The 24,333-nt window shown below is 75.0% G+C and carries 14 protein-coding genes; 3 read left to right on the top strand and 11 right to left on the bottom strand.

Features of this window, described 5'->3' with window-relative positions; translation table 11 throughout:
* Window positions 1-124 precede the first annotated feature (124 nt).
* The 7 genes from ACIP64_RS32345 to ACIP64_RS32375 form a co-directional block, all read right to left on the bottom strand.
* Window positions 125-4,825, bottom strand: coding sequence for a hypothetical protein (locus tag ACIP64_RS32345; protein ID WP_401593709.1), 4,701 nt, complete (start codon window positions 4,823-4,825; stop codon window positions 125-127).
* Window positions 4,826-4,911: 86 nt separating this feature from the next.
* The gene (locus ACIP64_RS32350) at window positions 4,912-5,793 is read right to left on the bottom strand and encodes a hypothetical protein (protein ID WP_401593712.1); all 882 of its coding nucleotides are present in this window, start codon (window positions 5,791-5,793) and stop codon (window positions 4,912-4,914) included.
* Between the two features lie 79 nt (window positions 5,794-5,872).
* Window positions 5,873-7,393 (bottom strand): hypothetical protein, encoded by a 1,521-nt coding sequence (locus ACIP64_RS32355; RefSeq protein ID WP_401593715.1) that lies wholly within the window; start codon window positions 7,391-7,393, stop codon window positions 5,873-5,875.
* Between the two features lie 205 nt (window positions 7,394-7,598).
* On the bottom strand, window positions 7,599-8,687 hold the full coding sequence (locus tag ACIP64_RS32360) for an SGNH/GDSL hydrolase family protein (protein ID WP_401593718.1): 1,089 nt from the start codon (window positions 8,685-8,687) through the stop codon (window positions 7,599-7,601).
* Entirely contained in the window at window positions 8,684-9,835 is a 1,152-nt protein-coding gene (locus ACIP64_RS32365) for a glycosyltransferase (RefSeq protein ID WP_401593720.1), read from the bottom strand. The genes ACIP64_RS32360 and ACIP64_RS32365 overlap by 4 nt, the downstream gene beginning before the upstream one ends.
* Window positions 9,832-10,953 carry a glycosyltransferase family 4 protein gene (locus ACIP64_RS32370; RefSeq protein ID WP_401593723.1) on the bottom strand — a complete coding sequence of 374 codons (1,122 nt, stop codon included), beginning with the start codon at window positions 10,951-10,953 and terminating at the stop codon, window positions 9,832-9,834. Before ACIP64_RS32370 ends, ACIP64_RS32365 begins: the two co-directional genes overlap by 4 nt.
* 464 nt (window positions 10,954-11,417) lie before the next feature.
* Complete coding sequence (locus ACIP64_RS32375) at window positions 11,418-12,878, bottom strand: HEAT repeat domain-containing protein (RefSeq protein WP_401593726.1); 1,461 nt, start codon at window positions 12,876-12,878, stop codon at window positions 11,418-11,420.
* 345 nt (window positions 12,879-13,223) lie between these two features.
* On the opposite strand from ACIP64_RS32375, the gene ACIP64_RS32380 reads away from it, so the two are divergent.
* Window positions 13,224-14,714, top strand: coding sequence for a PP2C family protein-serine/threonine phosphatase (locus ACIP64_RS32380; RefSeq protein WP_401593729.1), 1,491 nt, complete (start codon window positions 13,224-13,226; stop codon window positions 14,712-14,714).
* Between the two features lie 180 nt (window positions 14,715-14,894).
* Here the strand turns inward: ACIP64_RS32380 and ACIP64_RS32385 are convergent, their stop codons facing one another.
* The gene (locus tag ACIP64_RS32385) at window positions 14,895-16,367 is read right to left on the bottom strand and encodes a hypothetical protein (RefSeq protein WP_401593731.1); all 1,473 of its coding nucleotides are present in this window, start codon (window positions 16,365-16,367) and stop codon (window positions 14,895-14,897) included.
* Between the two features lie 392 nt (window positions 16,368-16,759).
* On the opposite strand from ACIP64_RS32385, the gene ACIP64_RS32390 reads away from it, so the two are divergent.
* Entirely contained in the window at window positions 16,760-17,857 is a 1,098-nt protein-coding gene (locus tag ACIP64_RS32390) for an aminoglycoside phosphotransferase family protein (protein ID WP_401593734.1), read from the top strand.
* 270 nt (window positions 17,858-18,127) lie between these two features.
* The gene (locus ACIP64_RS32395) at window positions 18,128-20,152 is read left to right on the top strand and encodes an N-acetylmuramoyl-L-alanine amidase (RefSeq protein ID WP_401593736.1); all 2,025 of its coding nucleotides are present in this window, start codon (window positions 18,128-18,130) and stop codon (window positions 20,150-20,152) included.
* Here ACIP64_RS32395 and ACIP64_RS32400 read toward each other — a convergent pair.
* From ACIP64_RS32400 to ACIP64_RS32410, 3 genes are all read right to left on the bottom strand, one after another.
* Entirely contained in the window at window positions 20,115-20,615 is a 501-nt protein-coding gene (locus tag ACIP64_RS32400) for a hypothetical protein (protein WP_401593739.1), read from the bottom strand. The genes ACIP64_RS32395 and ACIP64_RS32400 overlap by 38 nt on opposite strands.
* A gap of 49 nt (window positions 20,616-20,664) precedes the next feature.
* A complete protein-coding gene (locus ACIP64_RS32405; RefSeq protein WP_401593742.1) occupies window positions 20,665-23,556 on the bottom strand; it encodes an ATP-binding protein in 2,892 nt (963 codons plus the stop codon).
* A gap of 407 nt (window positions 23,557-23,963) precedes the next feature.
* Window positions 23,964-24,203 carry a DUF397 domain-containing protein gene (locus ACIP64_RS32410; protein WP_401593744.1) on the bottom strand — a complete coding sequence of 80 codons (240 nt, stop codon included), beginning with the start codon at window positions 24,201-24,203 and terminating at the stop codon, window positions 23,964-23,966.
* Window positions 24,204-24,333 lie beyond the last annotated feature (130 nt).

Below are 24,333 nucleotides of genomic sequence, written 5' to 3' on the forward strand. Positions count from 1 at the left end.
TTCCTCCACACCTACAACCACCATCGCTGCCACACCGCACTCGGAGGCAAGCCCCCGATCAGCCGCGTCAACAACGCTCCGGGCCAATACACCTAAGCCCTGACCCGGGCGAACGCCGGCCCGGTCAGCCGGCGTCCTGCGCGGCGGGCTGCTCCGCGGGGCGGCGGAACATCCGCGTCGCGGTGATCTCGCCGTGCACCGGCTCGGACTCCGGGTCCTGCTGCGGCAGTCCGGGGCGCAGGTGCTCCTCGACGCTGATGTACTTCAGGCCCGCCCGCAGGTCGGCGTCATTGCGCAGCCGGACCACCAGCGGGAACTCCGCGAGCGCGGTGGTGTCGAACAGGCCGGTGGTGTAGATCAGCTGGACCCCGAGCGCGTCGGCGACGGCGCGCTGCAACTCCAGCAGGTACGTGGCGTTGGCGCGGCCGATGGGGTTGTCCAGGAAGAGCGTGCCCGCGTGCCGGTGCCGGTCGCGGCCGCGGTCGTTGCTCCGCAGGGCCGCCATGGTGCAGTAGAGCGCGATGGCCGCGGTGAGCAGCTGGCCGCCGGAGAAGACGTCGCCCATCTGCCCGACGGGCACGCGCTCGGCGCGCAGCACGGCGTCCGGCTTGAGGATCTCCACGGCCACGCCTTTGGGCTCCAGCGCCGCGGCGACCGCGCTCAGCAGCAGGGACATCCCGTCGCGCCGCAGATCGGAGTTCTTGCGGACGGCGGCGCGGGTGGCCTCGTCGATCACCGCGCCGAGCCGCTCGCCCAGCACGGCGTGGTCCGGGTCCTCGAAGCGGATGCGCAGGAACTCCTGCCCCGACCACTCCCCCAGGCCCTCCGGCAGCCGGGACAGCCGCTGCGCGGAGCGCAGGGTCGCCAGCGAGGACTCCACAAGGCCCCGCAGCCGGTCCACGATGCTGTCGCGGTTGCGCTCCAACTGCTCCAGCTCGTCGGTCAGTACGCGCAGCCGCGGCTCGAACGCCGTGTGCCACGCCGCCGCGTGCTCCGGCAGCGCCGAGGCCGGCAGTTCCCGGATCTGCTGCCGGGCGGGGGTCCTGACCTGCTCGTAGCGGGCGGCGTTGGCGTGCCGTACGAGGACGTCGCCCGCCTCGCGCAACTGCGCCTCGGCGCCGGACAGGTCGGCGGCGCAGCCGCGCAGACCGCGGCGGGCCTCGGCGGCGGCCGTCCTGGCCTCCTCCAGGGAGCCGGAGTACGGCTCGGGCTCGTCGTCCTCCTCGTCCGCCGGGCGGTCGCCGTCGCGGAGCAGGTCGCGCAGGAGCGCGGCCAGTTCGTCGAAGCCGCTCGCCGCGTCCTCGGCGCCGCGGTGCGCGCGGACGAGGTCGCCGTGGGCGGCACGGGCCACCTCCAGCGCCTCGGTGCGCGCGGCGAGTTCGACGTTGGCGCCGCGCAGCAGTTCCTGGGCGTGCTCGGCGTCGCGGGGCTCCAGTTCCCCGGGCAGCCCGGTGTGCGCCTCGCCGTCCGCGGGGGCGTGCCGCTCCGCCTCGCCGCGCAGCCGGCCCAGTTGTTCGCTGGCGGTGGCGGCCCGCGAGTCCAGGGTGCCGACGAGCTGTTCGGCACGGGCGGCGGCGGCCTGCCGGGACGGGCCGTCGGCGCCGTCCGGTCCCTCCAGCAACTGGGCGGCGCGGGTGCGGACCTTGTTGCTCAGGCGCTCCAGCTCGGTGAGGGCCGACTGCTCGCTGCTCTCGGCCCGTGCCTGCTCCGCGCGCAGGTCCGCGCCGACGCCGACCTTCTCGTACAGCTGCGAGGCCGCGCGGTACGCCTCGCGCAGCGCGGGCAGCGCCCCGGCCGGGCCCTCGGCGTCCCGTTCGCCGTCCGCGGCCGCCTCGTCGGGGGCGCCGGTGATCTCGGCGCGCTCGGCGCGCAGGACGCGGGCGGTGCGGCGGGCGTCGTCCGCGGCGCGCTGGGCGGCGCGGCGGTCCTCGTCGGCGGCGCGGGCCCGCTGCAGGCACGCCTCGGCGCGGGTCTCCGCCTCGGCGGCGTCCTCGGCCAGTTCGCGGGTCCGGCGCTGCCAGGTGGCGCGTTCGCGCAGCCGGAACGCCAGGCCGGCCAGGGCGTCGGCCGCGCGGCGGGCCAGCTGGGCCGCCTCCTGCCGCTCGTCGCGCAGCCGGGTCGCCTCGGCGGCGGCCTCGTCGGCCTCCACGCGCCGGCCGCGGGCCTCGGTGAGGTCGTCGCGGGCGGTCCCCGCGGTCGTCCGGGCGGTCTCCACCGACTCGGCGAGTTCGCCGAGTCGGCCCGGCGGGCAGCCGTCCCGCCACGACGACAGCCGGGCGGCGAGGGTACGGTCCTCGGCCAGCCGGGCGGCCAGGCCCCGGATGTCCTCCTCGCGGGCGCCGGCCCGCGCGCGCAGCGTCCGGCGCTCGCCGTCGGCGGCCAGCTCGTCGTGCATCGCCGGGTTGGGCGGCACGAGGAAGACCTCCGGCTCGGGACCGGCGGGGGCGGGCGGCGCGAGGAGCGCGGCGGAGGTGCCGACCGCCACCGTGGAGCGGGGCAGCAGTGCCGCCTGCCCCAGCACCTCGCGGGCGCGTGCGTGGGTGCCCGGGTCCGTGACGACGACGCCGTCCACCAGCTCCGGCCGGGCGGCGAGCACCGCGGCGTGGTCCACCGGGTCGACGGCCTGGGCGAGGTAGCGCCAGCCCGGGAGGGCGGGGATGCCGTGCTCCCCCAGGTACTCGACGGTGGCCAGCACGTCCGCGCTGGGCGGCAGCAGACCGCCGTCGCCGAGGGCGGCCAGGATGCGGGCGTCGTCGGCGGCGGCGGTGCGCAGGTCGAACAGCTGGCGCTCGGCGGACGCGACGGCGCCCTCCAGCATCTCCCGCAACGACTCGGCGAAGCCGTCGAGTTCGGCGGCGCTCAGCGGGCCGTCCGCGGGGTCGCGCGGTACGGAGTCCTCCGGGGCGGGGCGGCGTGCGCCGGTGGCCTGCGAGGGGATCGCGGCGGCCGGTTCACCGGCGGAACGGCCGCCGTCCGCGGCCGGCGGCAGGCTCAGCAGTTCCACGAGACGCGGCTCGGCGGCCAGGGCGTCGGCGACCCGCGTCTCGGCGGCGAGGGCCGTCTCGGCGGCCGCGAGGGCGTCCGCGGCGCGGGCGGCGGCGAGTTCGGCACGGGACTCCGCGGCGGCGGCCACCCGGGCGAGGTCCCCGGTACGGCGAGCGGCCTCACGGGCCGCCTCGGCGGCGCCCGCGGCGGCCTTCTCGGCGTCGGAGGCCTCCAGCGCGGCGCGCGCCGGGTCGGCGTCGGGGGCGGAGTCGTCGAGCCATCCGGCACGGACTGCCTCGGTCGTCTCCTGCTCCACCTCGGCGAGGCGCTGCGCCAGGTGACCGGACTCGCTGCGGGCACGCTGGGCGGCGGTCGCCGCGTCGGTGGCGTCGCGATGCGCCGCCTCGGAGCGCGCCTGCAACTCCGCGGACCGCTCCTCCTCCGCGTCGGCGCGCTCGTCGGCGGTGTCGGCGGCCGCGTGCAGGGCCCGCACCAGGTCGCCCGCGGCCTTGGTCCGGGCGGCGAGCGCGGGCGCGGCGTCGCGTTCGGCCTCGCGGATGGCGGCGGTGACGCGTGCGAGGCGGTCGGCGGCGGCGCGGTGCCGCAGCACGATCTCGGCGGCCTGCCAGGCGGACTGGAGCGTGCGGGCGTCGCCCAGTTCACGGCGCAGTGCCGCGGCGCTCTTCTCGCCGACGGCGAGCGCCAGCGAGGCGTGCCGGTAGGCGAGTTCGGCGGCGATCAGGGAGCCGCGGCCCCGGGCGGCGTCGGCGTCGGTGACGGTGTGCGCGGCCTGGGCCGTCTCCTGGGCGAGGTCGGCGGCCCGGCCGCGTTCCTCGTGGGCGCGGGCCGACAGCCGCCGGGCCAGGCTCCGCGTACGGCGCTCGGACTGGGCGTGCACGGCGCGGGCCCGGTCGCGGGCGGCCGCGGCGTCCACGATGCGGCCGAGGAGTTCCAGGGAACCCGCGGTGAAGTCGCGTTCCGCGGTGAGTTCGGCGCGGCGGCCGAGCTTCCCGGCGAAGCCGTGCACGAGGTCGGCGAGCCCGTCGGTGTCGCGGGTGTCGGTGACGGCCCGCAGCAGCAGATCGGTGAAGTCGGAGTCCTTCTTGACCGCGAACAGACCGGCCGCCTCGCCCTCGTCCGCGTTCATCTCCCGCTGGTAGCGGAAGAGTTCCGGGTCGAGGCCGAGCAGCCCCAGGTGCTCGTTCCAGCGGTCGTGGATCTCCTCCCACACCACGTCCAGGTGCGGGTAGAAGCGGCCGGCGTCGGTGAGGGCGTCGCGGAAGCCCTTCATCGTCCGGCGGCGGCCCCGGGCACCCGAGGTGCCCTCGGCGGACGGCCGCACCGCGGTGGACTCGGCGAAGGGCAGCGAGTCCAGGCTCAGACCGGGACCGGGGCGGAAGGAGTACCAGGCCTCGGCGAACCGCCGCGGGTCGGAGGAGACCTGGCGGCCCCGCCACTCGCTGACCTTGCCGACCACGACCAGTTCGCCGGTGACGGTGTGCTGCCACTCCAGCGCGACATGCCCGCAGTCGTCCGCGAGCAGGAACTTGCGGAGCACGCCCGAGCTGGCGCCGCCCAGGGTGTTGCGGTGGCCCGGCAGCATGACCGAGAAGATCAGCTTCAGCAGGACCGACTTGCCGCCGCCGTTCTCCAGGAAGAGCACGCCCGCGGGCGCCGGTCGGCGAGGCGGCCCGGCCGGCTCCTCCTCGAAGAACTCCGCCTGGGCGGGGGCGGGCTGGGGCACGGGCTCGCCCACGCCGCGCAGATCCAGCACGGTGTCGGCGTAGCGTGCGCCGGCAGGCCCGATCGAGTAGAGGCGGACCCGGGACAGCTCGTACATGGCGGACTCTCGTGGTGGTGGTCAGGGATCGGGGACGGGGGCGACGGGGGTCGGTGTGCGGGACAGGGCGGGGTCGGGGGCGGGGCTCAGGAGTGGAAGGGCAGGCCCGCACCGGCGACGAGGTCCAGGTCCTCGTCGTCCTCGGGCGGCAGCAGCGCGGCGGAGCCGTCGGCCACCGGGACGATGCCCAGGTCCAGGAGCTCCGCCATCGCCGCGCTCCCGGCCATGTCGCGGACCTGCAACTGGTAGCGGGCGGTCGTGCGGAAGGTGCCGCCGGACTCGTCGCCCGTGCGCTGCAGGAAGCCGGAGTCGACGAGGAACGCCACCGCCTTGCCGACGATGCCGGTCGTGGAACCGGCGAGCCGGCGGGCGTCCTTGGTCGCGCCGGTCGAGCTGCGGCGCACATAGACGCGCCAGGCGGCCTCCAGGCCGGGGGCGTCGCTGGCCGGGTCGGTGTTCTCGCCGAGCTCCTCGGCGCGCTGCTCCAGCCGGCGGCAGGCCTGGCGCAGGAAGCCGTCGATGCCGTTGACGGTGACCCGGCCGATGTAGGCGTCGTCGGCCAGGTCCTCCGGACGGGGGAACGCCATGGCGGCGGTGGCCAGATGGGCCAGGCCGTGCAGGAAGCGGTCCCCGGCGTCGGACGCGGCGCGGCGCGAGTAGTCCCCTATGCGGACGGCGAAGACCGAGTCCTCACCGGCGGCCATCGCCATGCCCGCGCGGGGCGATACCTCGAGCACGACGAGACCGAGCCCGGTGGCGACGGCGTCGGCGAGCCGGGCGAAGGAAGGGTCCTCGCGGTAGCGGCGGATCAGCTCGGCGTACTCGGCGTCGCGGGCGGGCAGCAGCTTCGGCTGGAGCCCGAAGGCCACCAGGCGGGCGGCGTCCGCGGCGTCGGCGGGGGTGACGCCCGCCGTGCCGGCGGAGGGTGCGGGCTGGGGCGCGCTCTCGCCTTCGCGGTGGTCGCTCACGGGGTGGTCTCCTGGGGACGGACGGTGGTGCGGTGTGCGGTCGTTCGGGCGCCGGTGCGGCGCGGGGGGATGCCGGTCGTCACGCCACCTCCGAGCGGTCCGCCGCCATCCCGGCCGCGTCCAGCCGGGCGGTGCCGACGATGAGGTCGGCGCCGCCGAACTCGGGGTCCTCCAGCCGCGTGCCGTCGTCGACGGCGAACAGCAGGCGCTCCTCGCCCTGGCGGTAGGCGGTACCGACCGGCGGGCTGGCGGCGTGCACGGCCAGCAGGGCGACCAGATAGGGCAGTTCGGGATCGCGGCGGCGGGCCTCGGCCAGCAGGCCGGACAGCCGGCGCGGGGCGTCGTGCGGCAGGTCGAGCAGATCGAGGGCGGACTCCAGCTGCTCGTCGCTGAAGCGGCTGTCGTCCGGGGTGGCGATGAGGTCGGGCTCGGGCATCTCGGCGCCCAGGTGCTCACGTTCCAGCGGCGGGGTGAGCAGCGCGTCCACGAGGTCGGTGACGCGCACGCAGGACGCCGTGCGGAAGCCGGTGCCCCGGGCGAACCAGGCGTCCGTGACGCGCAGCGCCCGTTCCACGGGGAGCGGGAGGACGGGGGCGACCAGCTGCCCGTACAGGTCGAGCACTCCGACGAGGGCGCTGCCGCGCGGGGCGGCGAAGGCCTGGCGGTCCTGCTCGGCGCGGAAGATGGGGCCGGCCTCCAGCAGCCGTGACTGGAGCTGGGTGTGGCGGCGGATGCAGTCCTTGACGATGTCGACGAGTTCGGCGGCGCGGCGCTTGTTCTCCGGGTCCTCGGCCTCGTCGCGGGCCTTGCGGATGTTGGTGAGGATCGCGTTCTCGTGCCGGTAGCGGTCGGCGACGTGGGCCAGCGCCTCGTCGATCATGTCGGGCACGGTGCGCAGCCAGTCGACGGCGCGGACGTTGCGCCGGGTGGCGTCCAGGGCGCGGCGCAGCGATTCGGCGTACTGCACCGTGCGGTAGCGGGCCTGCTCGGCGGCGAGCTGGGCGTCGGCGAGGCGGCCGCGGTTGACCAGCACCTCGAGCTTGACCTCGGCGGCGATCTGGGCGCTGGTGACGTCGGTGTCGAGGGCGCCGACAAGGACGTTGACGGCCTCGTCCGTGGTGCGCAGGTAGACCGTGCCGTCGCGGCCGGGTACCTCCTCGACGAGCTTGAAGTCGTAATCCCTGCGGACATAGACCCCGTCGGGGGCGAAAGTGCCGTAAACGGCACGGAAACCGCGGTCGACGCTGCCGACGTTGATCAGGTTCTCCAGCACCCAGCGGGCCACCCGCTCGTGCTCGGCGGCGGAACGGCCGGGTGCCTGGGCGGCGACGCGGGGCAGCAGCCGGGAGATTATCTGGTCGTGGTCGGCCCCGGTGTCGAAGTCCATGTTGAGGGTGACCAGGTCGATGGCGGCCAGGGCGACCTCCGCCATCGCGTACACCGAGTACTCGCCCGCGAGGTTGGCCTTGCGGACGTCGAGATCGTGCAGCGGCGCGGTGCAGGCCAGGGCCTTGAGCCGACGGGCCAGGCCCTCGTCGGCGGCGGGTCCCGGCGCGGGCCGGACACCGCCGCTGAACTGGTGCGGAACGGTGGTGGTCACGACGACAGACTAGGCGGTCCCACCGACATCGGCCGAAACGACGCGGTCCGGCCGGTCCGTCCCGCTGCCGTCCGCCTTGTCCCCTGTGCTCCTCACCCCGTCCCCGTGGTCTCCCCCCGTCCCTCCCCGTGGCCGCGCCTCTCGTGCTCGCCGCGGGAGCCCGCGGACCGGCCCGCGCCCACCCGGACGGGGGCGCGGTCCCGGGTCACGTCGTCGTCGGCGTCACGCCCGAAAGGCGTGCGAGCGCCAGCTCGGTGGCGTGCCGGGACCGCACGTCCAGCAGGCCGTCGGTGCCCGCGAGGCGGTGCCGGGCCTCCTGGCCGGCCAGCCGCATGAGGTCGGGCAGCAGGTCCGTGCAGCGGGCCACCACCCAGCGCGTGCCTTTGGTGGCCATCCACAGCACGCTCGCCGCGGTGCTGGGCCCGGGACCCCCGGGGACCGTGGACGGCGGCTCGCCGACCGGCAGTCCCTCCGCGACCAGCAGTTTGTGGAACTCGCGGGCCAGCAGGCGGTGTCCGAGCTCACTGGGGTGCAGCTTGTCCGCGCTCCACGACGTGCGGTCGGCGACCCACGAGTGGCGGGCGGCGTGCAGATGCACCGCTCCGTACCGCTCCGACAGGGCGTGCACGACCGCGTTCAGTTCGGCCATGCGCCGCCCCAGCGGGCGGGCCAGCGGCCACGGCAGCCCCAGCATGCGGCCGGGATCGGGCAGGCAGGCGGTGAGCACGACCGCGCCGTGGGCGCGCAGTTGGCTCACGACCACGTCGAGCCGCCGGGCGACGGTGCCGATGTCGAAGGAGCCGCGGAGGGTGTCGTTGGCGCCGACCACCACGGACGCGATGTGCGGACGGTGGCTGAGCGCCTCCTTCAGCTGCTCCTCGGCGACGTCCTTGGTGAGGGCGCCGCTGCGCGAGCAGTTGATCATCCGTACGTCCGAGGGCTCCGCCGCGAGACTCGTGGCCAGCAGCGCGGCCCAGCCGCGCCATCCACCGGGGACGGGGTCGCCGAGCCCGGCGGTGAGGGAGTCGCCGAGCGCGACGAAACGCACCTCGCGTGTGCCGAGCTTCGACACCATGGACGGTACGGACGTCCGCGCGGGCGGCGCGACGGGGTCGGCCGGGACGGCAGGCGTGACCGGCAGGGCCGCCGGGACGACCGGAGCGACCGGAGCGACCGGCACTACCTGCACTGTCTGTGCGACCGGCGCGGCCGTCACGGACGCCACAGCGGCCACGGGGGCCGCGGGTCCGGGCAGCTCGGCGGCGACCGGTGTGTCGGTGCCCGCCGCGGTCATGTCGCGACCTCCGGGCTGTACACCGGAGCGGCGTCGTGGGCGGCGAGGAAGGCGTTGACCGCAGTGGGCCAGCCGTACCGCTCGGCCTGGGCACGGGCGACGGCGCGCCGGATGTGCTCGGGCCGGGACAGCAGGTGGCTGACCGCGTCGGCGAAGGCGGGGCCGTCGTCCGTGGCGGCGGCACCGGCCGGGCCGAGGATGTCGGGCAGCGCGGACAGGGCGCTGGCGACGACCGGGGTGCCGCAGGCCAGGGCCTCCAGGGCGGACAGCCCGAAGGTCTCCACGGGGCCGGGCGCCAGGACCACGTCGGCGGTGGCCTGGAGCGCGGACAGCGAGTGCCGGCCCGAGACGTGCCCGAGGAAGGAGACCGGCAGCCGGGCCTCGCGGGCGCGCGCCTCCAGCCGTTCCCGCATCGGGCCCTCGCCGGCGACGACGAGCACCGCGTCGATGCCCTGGCGGCGCATGTACGCCAGCGCCTCCAGCGCGCGGCCGGGACGCTTCTCCGGCGACAGCCGCGAGCACATCACCATCAGGATCTCCGCACCGCCCGCGTACCGGGCCCGCAACTCCGGGTCGTGGTGCGAGGGGTGGCAGTTCTCCAGGTCGACGCCGAGCGGTGCGCGCACCACATTGCGGGCGCCGATCCGCTCGAACTCGGCGGCGGCCCAGCCCGTCGTGCACACGATGCGCGAGTAGTGGTGCGCGCTGCGCCGGTTGATGCGGTCGGCGGCGTTCTGTGCCATGGCGCTGGGCATGCCCCAGGTGCGCAGAACACCGTCGACGCTCTCGTGGCTCACCATGACGGCGCGCACCCGGCGGCGGCGGGCCCACTCGCCGGTCCAGCGCAGCGTCGTACGGTCGGAGACCTCCAGGCGGTCCGGGCGCAGCGAGTCCAGGAGCTGCTCCAGGCGCGGCCGTCCGGTCAGCACGCGGTAGCCGCCGGTGCCGGCGACGAGCGGGCCGGGGAGGGTGATGACGCGGCCCTGGGAGGTCATCTCGTCGGAGCCGGTGGCCCCGGGGACGATCAGGACGGATTCGTGGCCGGCGGCGACGTAGCCCTCGCCGAGGTGGCGCAGCGCGGTGCGCAGGCCGCCCGAGGTGGGGGTGACGAAGTTGGCCAGCCGGACGATGCGCAGGGGGCGGTTCACGCGGCCACCGCCGCACGGGCGTCGATCACCTGGGCGTAGTGGTCGAGCAGCAGGTCTCCGACGGCCTCCCAGGTGCGGGCGGCGACGTCGGCCCGGCCGGCGGCGCCGAACTGGTCGCGCATCGCGGGCGCGGAGGCGAGCGCCCGTACGGCCTCGGTGAGCGCGTCCATGTCGCGGGGCGGCACGAGCAGGCCCGTGCGGCCGTGCGTCACCAGGTCCAGCGGACCGCCCACGGCGGGGGCGACGACCGGCAGGCCGGATGCCATGGCCTCCTGCACCGTCTGGCAGAAGGTCTCGAACGGGCCGGTGTGGGCGAAGACGTCCAGCGACGCGTAGATGCGCGCCAGGTCGTGGCCGGTGCGCCGGCCGAGGAAGACCGCGCCGGGCAGTGCCTCGCGCAGGCTCGGGGCGCTCGGCCCGTCGCCGACGACGATCACCTTCACGCCGGGCAGCCGGCACGCGCCGGCGAGCAGCTCCACGTGCTTCTCCTGGGCGAGGCGGCCGATGTAGCCCACCAGCACCTCGCCGTTCGGGGCGAGCTCACGGCGCAGCTCCTCGTCGCGGTGCCCGGGGTCGAAGCGCGAGGAGTCCACACCGCGCGGCCACAGGTGGACCCGCGGCACCCCGTGCTCCTCCAGGTCGCGCAGCGACGCGCTCGACGGCGCCAGCGTGCGGTCCGCGGCGGAGTGCACGGCGCGGATGCGGCGCCACGCGGTGCTCTCGCCGAGGCTCAGGTACGTGCGCGCGTAGCCCGCCAGGTCCGTCTGGTAGACCGCCACGGCCGGGAGGTGCTGCCGGGTGGCGGCGGCCATGCCGCGCACGCCCAGGATGAACGGGCTGGCCAGGTGGACCAGTTCCGCGCGGTGCGCGGCGATCGCCGCGGCGGTCCGGCGGCTCGGCAGCGCCACCCGGACCTGCGGGTAGCCGGGCAGCGGCAGCGACGGCACCCGGACGACGGGACACGGGTCGTCCCCGGGTGGTACGTCGTGCGGTCCTGCTGGCGCGATCACCAGCGGTTCATGGCCCTTGCGGACCAGGTGCTCGGCCGTACGCAGGGCGCAGTGGGCCACTCCGTTGACGTCGGGAGGGAAGGACTCGGTGACGATGGCTACTCGCATACGGACGTTGTCGGCTCTCTGGGCGTGTTCCCGGCCACGTGGATCTTTCACCTTGGGGAACGGGCCGTGAGCGTTGGCCCCTCACTGGGCCTTCCGCCCGAAGCGCCGGTCCCCGGGCGAACCGGGCCCAATTGATCGACTGCCCCGAAAGGTGCCGTCCTGCGGCTGTCATGCGGCGGTGCGAGTGCCGTCCGTGCTGGGAGAACGCCGCCGGTTCCCGGCGAGTTCCCGCACCTCGCGAATGTGTCCGAAAACCGGTGCATGCCACGTCCGTTGCCGGGCCGTCCGCGACAAGGCGACGGCCGTCCGGACCTCCGCCTCCTCCGCCGGGTCGGCGGCGAGCCGGCGGAGCTGGGCGAGCCGCACGCGCGGCGAGTTCGCGGGCGGACTGCTCGCAGCCGGTCGCCGGGCCGTCCGCGACGAAGGACGGCGCTCACCCCCGGGGCCGCGCCCCAGGGAGCCTGTCAGCGGGCGGGTTCGCCCGAGCTGAGGCGGCCGCGGACGGCGGTCTGGACCTCCGCCTCCTCCGCCGGGTCGGCGGCGAGCCGGCGGAGCTGGGCGAGCACGCGGACGTCCGCGGTGGTGGCCGCACGCGCGGCGAGTTCGCGGGTGGTCTCCTCGCAGTCCCAGAGGCACTCGACGGCCAGGCCGGCGCCGAAGCAGGGGTCGGTGGACGCGAGGGCGTGGGCGGCGACGCCGCGCAGCTGGGAGGAGGAGGTCTCGCGGTAGATGTGGCGCAGTACGGGGGCGGCGCAGTCGATCCTCAAGCGGCCGGTGCCCTCGACGAGTTCGGCCAGTCCGTCGGCGTCGGCCCCCTCGTGCTGGACGAGGCGGCGCAGAGCGCCGAGGACGCGGTCGGCGTCCTCCGCGCCGCCGCGGCAGGCGAGCATCCGGGCGGCGGCGGCACCGAGCGCGTCCTCACGGGCGGACCAGGCGCGGGCGCGGGTGACGGCGGCGACGCTGCGCATGCGGGCGAACGACTCGAGCGCGGCGCGGGCGACGATCTCGGAGGGTCCGGCGGCGGCCGCCTCGACGAGATCGAGAGCGGCGCGGTCCTGGCGGTCGGCGAGATGCCTGAGGGCGGCGGCGCGGGCCGCGTCGGGACCGCTGCGGGCGGCTTCGAGGAGTTCGTCGCGGTCCTCGGGTCCCGCGACGGCGGCGAGACAGCGGGCGGCGGGCGCGTCGCGGTGTTGCGGCGGGTTCTCGGCCAGGCCCTCCTCGGCCCAGTCGAGCACGGCGCGCACGCTCCACCCCGGGGTGGGGCCGGCCGGCCGCAGCTGGCGCTGCCATCGGTCGAAGGCGGTCTGCTCCGAGGCCTTGCGCACGCGTTCCGAGACCTCGGGGTCCGCGTCCTCGGCCCACAGCCGCCACGGCCGCGGCTCGTACGCCTCGCGCAGCGCGGCGGCCAGTCGCGCGTCCCCCTCGGGGGTGCGCGGGAAGCGGGCGAGGACGGCGGGGCCGAGCGCCCGCAGCGCCTCGTCGTCGTCACGCACCGCGAGCTCGTCCAGGGCCCATTCCCAGTTGCCGCCGGAGGCGGCGTAGCGGCGGAGCAGCAGCACGGCGTCGCGGCGGCCGTAGCCGGCGAGGTGGCCGAGCACGGACAGGGCGAGGCCGCAGCGGTGCTCGTCGGGAGTGCCGGTCCCGACGGTCGCGTCGGTCCCGTCGGCCCCGACGAGGTCTTCCGGGGCGAAAAGATGCTGTTCGATGCCGTCGAGCGGACCCTCGAGCTCGGAGTACAGGCGCGCGTAATAAAGGGAGCGCGACTCCACGCGCCAGTCGTGGCGGGGGTCGCGCAGGACGCACTGCTCCAGCGCGGCGAGCGCGTCGGCTCGCTGCGCCGCGAGGGCATGCAGGGTCCCGTCTCCGCGTCCTCGCTGGAGGAGGCCGAGAAGGGTACCGCTGGGCGCTATGTCGGGGTCGAACATGAGGTCAGCATCCGGTGCGGGGGGTAGGTTGGCAACGGGATTTTCCGTTGCCGGCTGCGAGGTATCTTCGCAGATCGTCCCGGGTTCAAACCCTTCACCCAGGCCCGGGGCGGCCCGCGCGGCCCCCGCGGTCGACGGGCGGCAGCTTACCCGGACCGGGCGATTCCGCGGAGGGTGAACACGTCACGGACCGCAAGGCTCCCGGCATATGCCGGAAGCACCACCGGATCGGGTATCGCCGAAACCCTTACGGGCCCTCACGCCTTGTGCAACAGTCGTGACCGGACCATCCGTACGGCCCCAGTTCGGCCGGCGTCCGCATCGGAGACATGTTCGGAGAGCGTCATGCCGCCCCATCTGCATGAGGATCGTGCCACCACGCAACCGGAGCCCGGTGCCGTGGACGCGCTCATCTCCCAGGCACGTCAGTTGCGTGGCAAGGTCGACGCGGTGCGCCGCGACGCGGCCGACGACACGGAGGACCCGCGTCAGCGCTGGCAGCGCGCGCTGTGCGACCTGGCCGTCCACCAGCTGGACGACCTCGGCGAGCACCTCGGCCAGCTCCGCGAGGGGTTCCCCGAATCCGGCTCCGACGCCGCGGCCGGACCCGGCACGGAGCCCGGCGCCGCGGCCGCCGCGCCACCCGAGACCTTCCTCTCCGTCCCCGCTCCCGGGCGCGCCGCCGTGCAGGCCCTCGGCCGGGCCGGCAGCGCGGAGTGGGATCTGGTCACGGACGGTGTCGAGTGGTCCGAGGAGCTGTACCGCATCTTCGGGCGCGGGCGGCACGAAGGTCCGCTCACCCTGGACGAGCTGCCCACCTTCCTCTTCGCCGAGGACCAGGCGGTCCTCAGCGCCGCCGTCACCGGCTGCCTGGTGGACGCCCGGCCGATCGACTGCGAGTTCCGCATCGTCCGCCCGGACGGCGCGGTGCGCACCGTGCACATGGTGGGCGAGCCGGTGCTCGACGCCGCCGGCGCCACCGCCTCGATGTGGGCGGTGCTCCGCGACGTCAGTGAACTGCGCCGCAGCCAGCGGACGCTGCGGGAGACCCGTGACTCGCTGCAGCGCGAGCGGCAGATCGCGCGGACCGAGCACCGGCTGGCGGTCGAGCTTCAAGAGGCCGTGCTGCCGCCGTGGCGCGGCTCCCTGCGGTTCCCGCAGGACGGCGGCCCGCCCGCGGTCGACCTGGCCGCGCACTATCTGCCCTCCGCGACCAGCGCCCTCATCGGCGGCGACTGGTACGACGCGCTGCAACTGCCCAACGGCTCCGCGCTGCTGACCGTCGGCGATCTCACCGGGCACGGGGTGTCCGCGACGTCCGGTATGGCGATGCTGCTCGGTGCGCTGCGCGGCATGGCCGTGGCCGGCCTGGAGCCCGGCCCGCTGATGGGGTGGCTCAACCAGATGCTGGACAGCTCCGCCCAGCCCGCCCTGGGCAGCGCGCTGTGCTGCCGCTACGACCCCGCCGACCGCAGCCTGCTGTGGTCGCAGGCGGGCCACCCCGCCCCGTTGCTCTTCCGCGACGGGACGGGGCGGCAGTTGGAGGCGCCGGAGGGTGTGCTCCTCGGCGCCACCGCGGGCGCGCAGTACGGCCAGGCGAGCCTGCGGGTGATGCCCGGCGATGTGCTGGTGCTGCACACCGACGGGCTCACGCCGCGCCGCCCGGGTCGCGGGTCGGCCACGGACGTCCCCGTCGGGGTGCGCCGGCTGCTGGAGCTCGGCCCGAGGTTCGCCCGGGCCCGTACTCCTCAGGAGTGCGTGCGGATCGTGGTGGAGGAACTCGGCGCCCCCGAGCGCGAGGACGACGCCTGCGTGCTCATCGCCAAGTTCCACTGACCGACGCGGCCGTGCGGCAGCGGACGGTCACGGTATGCGTCACCGCTTCCACCTCACATGGCCCTGCGGCCCGTTCCTCAGGGATGTCCGAAGCGCTCGGGAGAGCCGGCTCGTTCGGCGTCGAGTCGGCTGGTCCCGGTGCGGGGCACCCGGTCGGACGGTGCGGGCGGCACGGCCTGATCAGATGGCGGTGCCACGGCGCTTCGGGGTGGGCAGTGAGTTCTCGATCTCCTCGCGCAGATCCTGGATCTTGGTGAAGTCGGCGTAGCGCGCCGTGAGCCGGTACATCTCCCGCAGCCGGTCCCAGGTGCGCACCGAGGAGTTCTGCTGGATGGTGAGCAGTGCGAGCCGTGCGTAACGGTCCGCCTGCTCCGGGTCGTCGGCGATGAAGCAGGCCGAGGCGAGCGAGATGTAGTCGAAGATGTTGGAGCGCTCCCGGCCCTTGCCGCGCAACTCCAGTGCCCGGCCCGCGTGCAGCTGCGCCTGCCGGGCCGCGAGCGGCTCGTACTCGGCGAGCGTGCGGTACGCGAGCGCCTGCATGCCGTGCAGGTCGGCCTCGTCGAACATCTGCATCCAGCTGGGCGGCGGGACGTCGCCCCGGTCGGAGGCGAACAGGTCCTCCGCCTCGCCGAGGGTGCGGCGCATCGCCTGGCCCCGGCCCATGGACGCCTGCGCCCAGGCCTCGATGGTGCAGAGCATGGCGCGGGTGCGGGGCAGGGTCTGCTCCCCCGAGCCCGACTGCGCCAGCTTCATCAGGTCCAGCGCGTCGTCGGGACGGCCCAGGTGCACCATCTGCCGGGCGGCACGGGACAGCGCCTCGCCGGCCCGCGGCCGGTCGCCCCCCTCGCGGGCGGCGTGCGCCGCGATCACGAAGTACTTCTGGGCGGTGGGCTCCAGGCCCACGTCGTGCGACATCCACCCGGCCAGCACCGCCAGGTTGGCGGCCACGCCCCACAAGCGGCGTGTGAGGTGCGTGGGGTGGTGGTAGGCGAGCATGCCGCCCACCTCGTTGAGCTGGCCCACGACCGCCTTGCGCTGCAGCCCGCCGCCGCGGGCCGCGTCCCAGGCGCGGAACACCTCGACCGAGCGCTCCAGCGCCTCGATCTCCTGGGAGCCGATGGGGGCCGCCTCGTACCGGTCGTAGGAGGCGGCGTCGGCGGCGAAGGGGTCACCGCTGGTCCGTGCTCCGGCGCCGGGCGCCGGATCGGTGTGGAGCCAGTCGTACATGGCGTTGCTGATTGCGGAGCCCGCGGCGAGCGCGGCGCCCGCGCCCACCAGACCGCGTCGGTTGAGCATGAGGTCCATTCCCGTGAATTCGGTGAGGACCGCGGCTGTTCGCTCCGGTGGCCAGGGCAGTCCGTCGGCGCTGACGGACTCCTTCTTTCCCGTACGCCGGTGCCGGCCGAACCCGAGATCCTCGATGGTTACGACACGGCCGAGGCGCTCGGTGAACAGTGCGGCCAGCACGCTCGGGACGGGTTCGCGCGGGGATTCCCCGGTCTCGATCCAACGGCGCACGCGCGATGTGTCGGTCGCCAGCTGCGGGTGGCCCATGGCCGCCGCCTGCCGGTTGACCAATCGCGCGAGCTCCCCTTTGGACCATCCGGTGAGTGCGAACAGGTCCGCGAGCCGTGTGTTGGCTTCCTTGTCCATTCAAGCCCCCAGGTTCCTCGGCACTCTTGACACTAATGGCCGGTCACGGCCGCCGCGAGCATTCGCCAGGGTTCGCCAGGGTTCGCCAGATGGTCTGCCACCCGCAATCAGTGGTCAAGTAAGAACGCGCCACCCGGCCCGGCACCCGCCGGCTCGCGAACGGTCGCAATCGAGCATCTTTCGAAAAACGCCGATCAGCGTTGAACACCTTGAGATGCCGGTGCGTACTTGTCCGCGAGGGGGCACGGCGCGTGGAAGGAACGGACCGCCGGCCCGGACCCGCATTCCCCAGGATGCGGGAACGGCCCCGGCCCGGAACCGATCCGCCCCACGCGCCGGCCCACCACCTCGTCAAGAGCTCGTTGGCACACGAAGGGATCTGTCTCCCCCTCATGTATTCAGCATCGTCCTCCGTGTCCGCACCGCCCCGGCCGACTCAGTTCCCGGGGTTCGCCGGGACAGGGACCGCCGTACGTCCGCGACCCGTGCTTCCCGCCCCCCGACGGGGCGCCCCGGGCGGTGTCTCCCATCCGCTCAGCGGGAGGCTCGACTTGACCGGCCCACAGGGCGCGCAGCTGCGCTCGGCCATCGCCTCTGTGCAGCGCATCGCCCCTGAGTTCACCCCCGTCCAGATGCTGCGCCGCAGCAGCCGCTCGGTGCTGCTCGTGGGCACCTCCGGGCGGGCGCCCGCCGTGGCCAAGTGCCTGCTCGACCACTCCCCCGGCTGGGTGGAGCGGTACCGGCACGAGATCGCCGCGTACCGGGCGTTCGTGCGGCACCGCCCGCCGGTCCGGGTGCCCCGGCTGATCGCCGCCGACCCCGAGAGCTGCACGCTGGTCCTGGAGCGCATGCCCGGACGCGTCGCCGCCCTCCAGCGGCACCCCTCCGAGGCGCCCCCGCGCGCCGACGTGCGGATGGCGCTCGGCGCGATCTCCCGCCTCAACATGTGGCGGCCGCCGGCCGGTGTCTTCGACGCCCCCGTCGACTACGCGGCCCGGCTGTCCCGCTACCACGAGCTGGGGCTGCTCACCGACCGCGACATGGGCGACCTGCAGAAGATGCTGCACGGCCTGGCCCACGTCCAGGGGCAGTTCAACCACGGCGACGCGCTGCTGTCGAACGTGCTGCTCTCCCCGGCGGGCCCGGTGCTGGTCGACTGGGAGCACGCGGGCTGGTACCTGCCCGGCTACGACCTCGCGGTGCTGTGGATGATACTGGGCGACGACCCGATGACCCGGCGTCAGATCAGCCAGATGGCGCAGGCCGCGGGACCGATCGCGCGTGACGCGTTCCTGGTGAATCTCATGCTGGTGATCACGCGCGAGATCCGCACCTACGAGACCGCCATGCAGCGCACCATGCGCAGCACCGTCCCGGCCGGTCCGGGCGCGGCGGAGGCCGGTGAGGAGCAGCGGCTGCTGCTGCGCCGGCTGCACGACGACGCCGGGCTCGCCCGGAGGGCCGTACGGGCCGCCGTCGGTACGAGGTGATCTGCGGGGCGGTTCGGGGCCGTTCCGCCCCCGCCCGGTGGCTGTGTGCCATCGCGGGACGGGGGCACACGGCCCGTCAGCCGGGACCGAACGGGCAGCGGCGGACCACTCCGCCGGCGCACCGCAGGCCACGGCGCCCGTGTCAGCGAGGACGTCGACACGGGCGCTGACATGCACAAACGCACTTCTCCTCCGGTAGTTGACGGATGATCGGACGCGGGACACCGCTGTGGTTCCCGATCCGCTCCGTGCGTCACACAGGAGGCTTCAGTGCGAGGAGTCACCCCCCACCCCGCGAGACGCCGGCACCGGAAGGCCGTCACCGCGGCTACGGCGCGTGTCACCGTGGGCGCCTTGGTGTCGGCATTGTCGGCGCTCTCCCCCGCGCCCGCCGCAAGGGCGGCACCCGCGGAGGCACGGTCCCCGCTGCAACAGGCCTTCGCGACGGCGGCCGAGCGCTACCACGTGCCCGAGAGCGTGCTCCTGGGCGTCTCCTACCTGGAGTCGCGCTGGGACAGCCATCAGGGGCTGCCCAGCGTCAGCGCGGGCTACGGGCCCATGCACCTGACCGACGCCCGCACAGCACTCGCCGGCCTCCCTCGGCGAGGTGACGGCGGGGAGGACCCGCGCGGCGACGAGCAGCGACCGCTCCACGACGTCGGCCTGCCGGCCCCGGCGACGCGTCCGCTGCCCGCGGCGCTCACCACGCTCGACCGCGCGGCCCGGCTCACCGGCCTGCGCGCCGCCGATCTGCGCGAACGCGCCGCGGCCAATGTCGAGGGCGGCGCGGCCCTGCTCGCCCAGGCACAGAAGTCCCTGGGCGCGCCGCTGAGTCGGGACCCCGCACAGTGGTACGGGGCGATCGCCCGCTACGTGGGCACCGACGACACCCCGTCCGCGGCGGCCTTCGCCGACGAGGTCTTCGAGCTGATCCGGGACGGTGCCCGGCGCACGACCGACGACGGCCAGCGGATGGCCCTGGAGGCGCACCCCGGACTCGCCCCGGACGGCGCCCAGGTCCACACGCCCGCAGGGCACGACGTCGACCGGGACGGCGCCGAGTGCCCGCTGACGGTGGCGTGCACATGGCTGCCCGCGCCCTACACCGAGTACGGCGACAAGAACTACGGCAACCACGACCTCGCCGACCGCCCCCACGACCAGTCGATCGACTACATCGTCGTCCACGACACCGAGGCCACCTGGGACACCTCGCTCCAACTGGTGCGCAAGCCCGACTACCTGGCCTGGCACTACACCGTCCGCTCGGCGGACGGCCGCATCGCCCAGCACGTGCGGACCAAGGACGTCGGCTGGCACGCCGGCAACTGGTACGTCAACGCCAAGTCGATCGGCATCGAGCACGAGGGCTTCCTGACCGAGCCCGGCACCTGGTACACCGAGGCGATGTACCGGGCGTCGGCCCGCCTCGTGCGGTATCTCGCGCACCGCTACGACATCCCCCTGGACCGGCAGCACATCCTCGGGCACGACAACGTCCCCGGCGCCACGGCCGGCTCCGTCGCCGGGATGCACACCGACCCCGGTCCGTACTGGGACTGGGCGCACTACTTCTGGCTGATCGGCGCACCGTTCCACGCCACCGCGGGCCCCACGGGCGGCCTGGTGACGATCGCCCCCGACTACGACACCAACCGCCCGGCCTACACCGGCTGCGCGACCGCGGGCGGCGCGTGCCCCGTCCGCGGCTCCGAGGCCGTGCGGCTGTACACCGAGCCGCGCGAGGACGCCCCCTTGGTGAAGGACATCGGCCTGCACCCGGCCGGCGACACCACGACCGGGGTCAACGACACCGGCGCCCGGGCGTCCACCGGCCAGCAGTACGCCGTCGCCGGGCGCCGCGGCGACTGGACGGCGATCTGGTACCTGGGGCAGGAGGCGTGGTTCCGCAACCCGCGCACCGAGCCGACCGCCTTCGACGGCCGCGGCTGGGTGATCACCCCGAAGGCCGGGCGCACCGAGGTCCCGGTGTACGGACGTGCCTATCCGGAGGCCGCCGCCTATCCGGCAGGCGTGCCGGTGCAACCCGACTCACCGCTGCCGTACACACTCCTCGCGGGGCAGCGGTACGTGGTCGGCGGGACGACGCGCGGCGAGTTCTTCCGTACGACGACCTTCGACATCGCGCAGCACGTCGTGGTGCGCGGCCGACAGCTCTTCTACGAGATCCAGTTCGGCCACCGGGTGGCCTATGTGAAGGCCGAGGACGTGACCGTGCTGCCGTCCGAGGCGGGGCTCAGCCCTGCTGGAACATCTCCGCCGGCAGGGGCTTGAGCAGCTGGTAGAGGTCGTCGGTGATCGGCCGGTCCCAGGTGGCGATGGTGACGAGCACACCGTCGCTGCGGTCGAACTGGGTGCAGGACACGCGCCCCTCGGAGAGCTTGATCCTGCGGACGATCAGCAGATTGTCGCCGTGCATGACCGGGGTGTCCTCGGTCCCGACGACCTCGACCGGCTCCTCGTTGCCGAGCGCGTCGAGCAGCTGGGCCACCTCGAAGGGAGGCTGGCCCTCTTCGAGGTCGCGGGCCGGCGAGCCCTCGGGGAGGTTGCCGATCAGCATGGCGGGACCGCGGCCGCCGAACAGGTCGTAGCGCAGGAAGATGCCCTGGCAGGTGCCGTCCTCCCCGGGCAGCAGCCCGGCGCCCAGTTCGCCCGGCCAGTCGCCCGGGTCCATGGCCAGGACGTCGAATTCCGGCCCTGTGGGCGTTGCGGCACTGCGGCGGCGGAGGAACGACATGCGCCCATCGTACGGTCACCGGGCCCCGTACGTGCCCGGGGCCGCCGACCTACACCGACAAGGCCCGCGGCAGGCCCGCCAGGTCGGTGCCGATCTTGCGGTACACCGCGGAGAGCAGGCGGGTGACGGTCTCGCCGTCGACACCGAGTGCCGCCGCGACGCCGTCCTCGTCCATGCCGCGGGCGGCGTGGGCGGCGGCCGCCCGTTCCTGCGCGGTCAGGGCGTCGGTCTCCGTGGCGCGCAGCCGGCGCGGTCGCAGCCCGGCGGCGGCCAGTTCGTCGCGGGCGCGCTCGGCGAGGGCGTCGGCGCCGCAGTGGACGGCCGTCTCCAGTCCGCGGTACAGCTGCTCGGCCGCCTCCTGGAGGTGGGCCTCGCGGCGCAGGGCGGCGCCGTGGTCGACCAGGGCCCTGGCCAGTTCGTAGCCGGCGGGGGAACGCTCCAGATGGCTGACGGCCTCGTGGAGCAGCTTGAGCCGTTCGGGCTGGGGCGCGACCTCGGCGGCCACCCGCAGCGCTTGGCCGATGGCGGAGGCGGTGCCGTACTGGCGGGCGCGTTCGACGGCTTCGGCGGCGGTGGCGCGGGCCCGGTCGGGGGTGTCGTGGGCCTCGGCCACGGCGAGGTGCAGTTGCCAGGGGCTCCACGCGGGATTGCGCATGCCGCGCGGGTCGAGGCGCCGGCCGACGGTGCTCAGCTGGGTGATGGCGTCCCTGACCAGGCCGCGGGCGAGCAGCAGCTCGCCGTAAACGGTCTGGGCGTCGGGGAAGGTGACGGCCGCCGGGAACGGCTCGCCGAACTCGTACTCCGCCGCGAGGGCGGTGGCCTCCGTCACCCGGCCGCGGGCCACCAGGATCGTGATGAGGATGGCGACGCTGTACCAGAGCACGGGAGTGCCCCGGCCGACGCGGTCGGCCAGGCGCAGGCCGTCGCGGGCGAAGTCCTCGGCCTCCGCGAGGCGTCCGCGGCGGTAGCGGACGTAGCCCAGCAGGGAGTAGCCGAAGGCGAGGTGGGCGCCGCGCCAGCCCTGGCGCTCGTAGTCGCCGATGCCGACGGCGAAGAGTTCCTCCGCCCGGCCCGGCCGGTCGGCGTACATGTAGGTCATCGCGACCAGGACGGGGACCTCGAACCCGAAGTCCTCGCTGGCCCAGGGCAGGCTGCCGGTCAGCGCGCGGTCGGAATGGGCGAGGGCGGTCTCGGCGGGCTCGCCGCGCAAGGTGGCGTCCCAGGCGCGCAGGCCGATGATGTACCGCTCGGTGAGGTCGCGTCCGGTGAGCCGGTCAGCGAGGCGGGCCAGCCGGCGGGAGCGCGCGGGCGAGTCCTGCTCGTCGCTGCGGAAGGCGTCCCACATGAACTGCTCTTCCTGCATGCGCAGGCGGGTCCGGGCGTTGCCGGCCGTGCGGGCGGCCTGCCCGACGGTGTCGGCGGCCTCGCCCAGCCGGTCGGAGTGGGCGAGGGCCTGGGAGAGCCGGTAGATGATCGCGTCGCGCAGCCCGGCGTCGGCGATGGGCTCCTCCAGCGCCGCGCGGAGGTGGTTGACGGTGGTGGCGGGCTCGCTCAGCAGGGAGGAGCAGCCGAGTTCGAAGAGGACCGCGGCCCGGTCGTCGTAGGCAGGGGGTTCCCGCAGGGCGCGGGCCAGGTAGCGGCGGGCGGCGTCCGGGGCACCGGCGCGCGTGGTGTCGCGGGCGGCCTGGCGGAGCTGCGCGACGACCCAGGGGTCGCCCTCGGGGTGGGTCTCCAGCAGGTGCCGTGCGGCGGCGGAGGGCCCGAGGCCGGCGTCGACGACCGCCCACGCGGCCTGCCCGTGCAGGGCGACGCGGATCGCGTCGGGGATCGCCCGGTAGACGGCGGTGGCGATCAGCGGGTGGACGAACTCCAGGGTGTCGCCGCCGGTGAGGATGCGGGCCTTGCGCAGCCGGTCCGCCGCGTCGGCGGCCTCCTCGCCGCCGAGGCCGGCCACGCCGGCGGCGATCGCCGGGGAGATGGACGTTCCCAGGACGGCGGCGGCCCAGGCCATGCGCACGGTGGAGGCGCCGAGCCGTTCCAGCCGGGAGATGAGCCCGCTGCCCTTGGCGGCGGCGGCCAGGTCGCGCAGCAGGTGGGCGCTGGACTCCTCCGGGTTCAGCCGCCGGTCGACGACCTTGGCGGTGAGCTCCACGGCCTCGAAGGGGTTGCCGGCGGTGACGGCCCAGCACTCGCGGCAGAACGCGTCGTCGGCGTGGTCGCCGACGGTGGCCCGCACCAACTGCCCGATGGCCGCGGCGCTCAGCGGCTCCAGGCCGATCGGACGGCTCCCGGAGCGGTCCGGCAGACCGCGGAACGCCTCGGCGGTGGCGGGCAGTTCGTCGGGCCGGTAGGCGACGACGACGAGCATGGGGAGTTCCTCGGCGCGGGGCGCGAAGGAGGCCAGCCAGCGCAGGGACTCGGGGTCGGCCCAATGGGCGTCGTCCAGGACGAGGACCACGGGGGCGCGCCGCACCGCTATGTGGGTGAGGACCCAGTCGAGTCCGTCGCCGATGCCCTGGGGGTCGGGGGTCGCGCCGCCCTCGGCGGTGCACAGGCCGAGCGCGGGGCCGACGATGCCGTACCAACTGCCCAGGGTGCTGCGGAGTTCCGGCTCGCCGGCGCCGGCGAGCTGGGGCTGCAGCAGCTGGCGGGCGACGTGGAAGGCGACGCCCTGCTCCTGGTCGCCGCCGCGCGCGAAGAGCACGGTGCAGCCGAGCTCGGAGGCCCGGCGGCGGGTCTCGGTGAGCAGGGTGGTCTTGCCGAGTCCGGCGGGGGCGGCGAAGGCGAGCAGCCCGCCGCGGCGCGGGCCGGCGTGCTGCCGCCCCGGCTCGTCGGCGCCGGCCCTGATCCCGGTGAGTTCGGCCAGCGCCTCGTCGACGGCCACAAGTTCCGCTTCGCGTTCCAGCAGTGGCCGCCGGGACTTCGGCGTGCGCTGAGTCATGTGTGCACCCCCTGGCCCTGATGGCCCTGGCCCGGCGCGCGCCGGAGCGCGCCGCTGACGTCCGGACGCCTGTCCGGTGACGTCTCAGCGTACGCCCACGGGGACGCTGGGTGAGTGGATACATGCGAACTGGTGCTGCCTGTTCGCAAACGTTCGCGCCGCGATCGGCTCCGTCCGGGAGCGTGCGGGCGGGCGGGCGGCATGACGCGACACCCAAGTGCGCGTCGCACGGCGGCAGTTCGGAAAGAACGCCACGTTGTGAGCGTATCCATCGACATGACGGTCCGTCAAGAACGGCGCACCGTCCGGGCCCGCGGCGCGCCGGCCCGGACGGTGGTGTGCGCATGCGGGGGTCCGGAGCGGATCCCCGGGGGGCGTACGGGCGCGGCGCGTGCGCCGCGGGACCGTCAGGTCAGGTCGAACTCGCCGTCACGGGCGCCGAGGACGAAGGCGCGCCACTCCGCGGGCGTGAAGACCAGGGACGGCCCCTCGGGGTTGCGGCCGTCCCGCATCGCGATGTAGCCCTCGACGAAGGCGATCTGGACATCGCCCGTCCCCTGGCTGCTCGACTGCCACTCGGCTTTCGCCAGATCCAGCTGCGGCTTCGTACCACCCGACAACGGCGATCCGATCGTGCTCTCGGCCACGTCCGTGCTCCTCCCGACTGCGTCGTCCGGGCCAGCCTAGCGAGGGTGCCGGGGCCCGGACAGGTCATGGGAGAACCTGCCCGGCCCCGGTACGGGTTCATGCCCGCGTCACCCTCCGGGGTGGCCTGAT

Origin of the sequence: Streptomyces sp. NPDC088733 (genome assembly GCF_044751185.1) — a bacterium.
In the GTDB taxonomy this organism is placed as follows: Bacteria; Actinomycetota; Actinomycetes; order Streptomycetales; family Streptomycetaceae; genus Actinacidiphila.

What these genes read in the sequence shown, in the direction of transcription:
- ACIP64_RS32345 (WP_401593709.1), bottom strand. Translation starts at nt 4,825, where the DNA reads ATGTACGAGCTGTCCCGGGTCCGCCTCTACTCGATCGGGCCTGCCGGC.
- ACIP64_RS32360 (WP_401593718.1), bottom strand. Translation starts at nt 8,687, where the DNA reads ATGACCGCGGCGGGCACCGACACACCGGTCGCCGCCGAGCTGCCCGGA.
- ACIP64_RS32370 (WP_401593723.1), bottom strand. Translation starts at nt 10,953, where the DNA reads ATGCGAGTAGCCATCGTCACCGAGTCCTTCCCTCCCGACGTCAACGGA.
- ACIP64_RS32375 (WP_401593726.1), bottom strand. Translation starts at nt 12,878, where the DNA reads ATGTTCGACCCCGACATAGCGCCCAGCGGTACCCTTCTCGGCCTCCTC.
- ACIP64_RS32380 (WP_401593729.1), top strand. Translation starts at nt 13,224, where the DNA reads ATGCCGCCCCATCTGCATGAGGATCGTGCCACCACGCAACCGGAGCCC.
- ACIP64_RS32385 (WP_401593731.1), bottom strand. Translation starts at nt 16,367, where the DNA reads ATGGACAAGGAAGCCAACACACGGCTCGCGGACCTGTTCGCACTCACC.
- ACIP64_RS32390 (WP_401593734.1), top strand. Translation starts at nt 16,760, where the DNA reads ATGTATTCAGCATCGTCCTCCGTGTCCGCACCGCCCCGGCCGACTCAG.
- ACIP64_RS32400 (WP_401593739.1), bottom strand. Translation starts at nt 20,615, where the DNA reads ATGTCGTTCCTCCGCCGCCGCAGTGCCGCAACGCCCACAGGGCCGGAA.
- ACIP64_RS32405 (WP_401593742.1), bottom strand. Translation starts at nt 23,556, where the DNA reads ATGACTCAGCGCACGCCGAAGTCCCGGCGGCCACTGCTGGAACGCGAA.